2 protein-coding genes, 1 tRNA gene, 1 pseudogene and 1 riboswitch are annotated in these 3,014 nt (G+C 56.3%); of the genes and pseudogenes, 2 read left to right on the plus strand and 2 right to left on the minus strand.

Annotated elements, in window-relative coordinates; translation table 11 throughout:
* Positions 1-314: 314 nt before the first annotated feature.
* Positions 315-552 (plus strand): annotated as a pseudogene (locus LOC54_RS11925) (IS5/IS1182 family transposase); the annotation flags it as partial.
* Between the two features lie 117 nt (positions 553-669).
* Here LOC54_RS11925 and LOC54_RS11930 read toward each other — a convergent pair.
* Both LOC54_RS11930 and LOC54_RS11935 read right to left on the minus strand, forming a co-directional pair.
* Entirely contained in the window at positions 670-1,083 is a 414-nt protein-coding gene (locus LOC54_RS11930; protein ID WP_279314009.1) for an alcohol dehydrogenase, read from the minus strand.
* 117 nt (positions 1,084-1,200) lie between these two features.
* Positions 1,201-1,274, minus strand: a tRNA-Gly gene (locus LOC54_RS11935).
* A gap of 117 nt (positions 1,275-1,391) precedes the next feature.
* A riboswitch (SAM riboswitch) is annotated at positions 1,392-1,472 on the plus strand.
* A gap of 86 nt (positions 1,473-1,558) precedes the next feature.
* Here LOC54_RS11935 and metZ point away from each other — a divergent pair.
* Positions 1,559-2,764 (plus strand): O-succinylhomoserine sulfhydrylase, encoded by a 1,206-nt coding sequence (metZ, locus tag LOC54_RS11940; RefSeq protein ID WP_279314010.1) that lies wholly within the window; start codon positions 1,559-1,561, stop codon positions 2,762-2,764.
* The last annotated feature ends 250 nt before the right edge of the window (positions 2,765-3,014 follow it).

Raw genomic sequence — 3,014 nt, forward strand, 5'->3', positions numbered from 1 at the left:
TTTGTCAGCAATGGGAAAAAGAACCATCAAGGTTCATACATAATCCGCACCATCAAATCCCGGGACCAAACAGCTAGTTATCTGATTCCGTCGTGACGTCGCCGACTTCAGACAGACTCGACTTAGCTCCTGGTCTCCGCGTTTGCCGGATAATGTCGGTCGCAATGATACCGCATATCTGGCCAATAAGCCGGATACTTTGCCATATTCAACCAGCTTCCCTCTGTGCATATCCATGACGCGCCGGGTTACACCGAGCCACACAAGGAGAAATGGACCTTCCCGTCTTCATGCTTCGGGTAATACTGTGGCCGATCCGCACATGGAAGACAACGGATGCAGCGGCCGACAATGACGTCAGACTGCGCGAGAGCCTGTCGGATAAAACCAATATGGCATCAACAGTCCGGGCTGATACAGCCGCCGCTCAAATGCCAATGAAAACTTCATGAATAAGCAGGGCTTTGTCCCGGACGTCCACAGGAATCAAAGCCGCATCTCAGGCCCATGCCCCGATTATATCAGGATAAGAAAAACACCGCACCGAAAACTTAAAAAATTCTGCTGATCCGATAATTTTCTGAAATATGAAAGAGAGGGCCGTTGCCGGCAGAACGACGCGGACGGACTGATCCGCCCGCGTCGTCTCCGGAAATTTTACCGGAATGTTCAGAGAAGGGATTTTGCGCGGGAGAGAACTGTTCCGCAGAGTTTTTTCTGATCATCCGCAGGCAGGCCGGTGATTGTGGTTGTCTGGCCTCCGGCGACGAACTCTCCGGCAGTTCCGATAGCGTAGTCCTTGTTACCGGCGTGATCGGCGGGGACGGCATCGTATTTTTTGCTCAGGGATACCAGCGTCGGGGTACCATCCTCATCGGAGACGGCTTCCGTCTCGATGCAGTAGTTCAGCGCGCCTGCGACATTGACGGGCGATGCTCCGGCAACGGAAGCCTGCGTTGCGTTGGGGAGCTGCTTCATAATGTTGGACGACCCTTCGTCCTGTGCGCGGGCTCCCGGTGCGGCGAAGACGAGAACGGCGGCCAGACCAGAGGCAGCCAGGCTGAGGGGCATAAAGCGGGTCATGATATCCTCCTGATAAGTCTTCGGAACATGACGTGAGCCGGGAGGAGAGACAAGAGACGGAAAGAGCCTCCTGGTATGCGCCCCGGACAGTCTGGATCAAATTTCTGTGATCAGAAATGGAGCGGGTGAAGGGAATCGAACCCTCGTATGCAGCTTGGGAAGCTGCCGTTCTGCCATTGAACTACACCCGCGCCGGGGCAGAAACCTCTTTCCCGCTTATAATTCCCTTCTCTTCCGTGTGCAATTGCCTGTCGTGTGTTGCGGATTGACGATCGGGACAGAGTGACGCATCGTCTGCCCCGATGCCTTGTGGCATCCCTCGCGATTTGTGGCGGCCTGCTTGCGGCGAGGATAAAGAAACGCGCTAAAGAGGCCTGGGCGGACGCGTGTGTCCGCCGGTGGTTTCCAGGGTCCGAGAGAACTGCCGGGTCGGGGGCTTTTGTCCCTGCCCGGTCTGCAAGGGAACCGTGGGCTTATGAACAGACCCGATATATCCGTCTCCGCTGCCTGGCGTCCTGCGACGCGGCTTCTTCATTCAGAGGTCGAGCGCACTGAATTCGGCGAGACGAGCGAGGCAATCTTCCTGACGTCCGGATTTGTCTATGACAATGCCGAGCAGGCGGCTGCGACTTTTACGGGTGATGTTGAGCATTATCAGTATTCGCGTTTTGGCAATCCGACCGTTGATGCGCTGCAGAACCGCCTTGCAGCGCTTGAGGGGGCTGAGGCCTGCATTGCCACATCGACCGGAATGGGGGCTGTGTCTTCCGCTCTTTTATGCCATGTAAAGGCGGGCGACCGTGTTGTGGCATCCCGTGCGCTGTTCGGATCGTGCCACTGGATCGTTGCCAATCTTCTGCCCCAGTATGGTGTTGAGACGGTTTTTGTTGACGGTTCCGATCTGAATGCCTGGGATCAGGCGTTTTCGAAACCCGTTGCGGCGGTTCTTCTTGAGAGTCCGTCCAATCCCATGCTGGATATTCTGGACATCCGGGCGATCAGCGAGCGGGCGCACAAGGCCGATGCGATTGTTATTGTCGATAATGTTTTTGCCTCTCCGGTTTATCAGAAGCCGCTGGAGCTTGGCGCTGATGTGGTTGTCTATTCCTGCACGAAGCATATTGACGGACAGGGTCGCGTGCTTGGCGGCGCCGTGCTGGGCCGGCGTGAGTGGATTGAGGACAGGCTTCAGCCTTTCACGCGCAACACGGGCAATGCGCTGTCGCCTTTTAATGCCTGGGTGATGCTCAAGGGGCTTGAGACCCTAGCGCTGCGTGTTCATGCGATGGCGGACGGTGCTGCGAAAGTGGCGGACTGGCTGGCGTCCGCGCCCGGGATCGTGTCCGTGCGCTATCCCGGCCGGAAGGATCATCCTCAGTATGAGCTGGCGCAGAGTCAGATGAGCGGCGGAGGCACTCTGATTGCGTTCGAGACCAGGGATGGCCAGGCAGGAGCGTTCCGTTTCCTGAATGCGCTGAAGATTGTCTCGATTTCCAACAATCTGGGCGATTCCCGCTCCCTCGCCACTCATCCCGCGACGACGACCCATATGAAGATCGGCCCGGATGAGCGTGCCCGTCTCGGAATTTCTGACGGGGCGATACGGCTGTCGGTCGGGCTGGAAGATCCGGCGGATCTGATTGATGATCTGGCCCGTGGTGCTGCCGCGCTGGGAGGCTGATCCGGTTTTTGCCAGGTTCCGCGCGACTGGACGGCGTTGTCACCGCTGATGTTTTCAACCCCGCATGGCTGGTCCATGCGGGATTTATTCCAACTTATGGCTATTTTCTATTTAAGTATATTCCCATCGGATCATCACTTTAATATTTCAATTTTACGTCGTGTCGTCAGTTAATACCAACCATTGATTGCTATAACCTATGCGCCCAATTGCGCAGTCCGATTGACATGATGCGCCAAGGTTGTTCGAC

It is taken from the genome of Acetobacter sp. AN02 (genome assembly GCF_029759835.1).
In the GTDB taxonomy this organism is placed as follows: Bacteria; Pseudomonadota; Alphaproteobacteria; order Acetobacterales; family Acetobacteraceae; genus Acetobacter.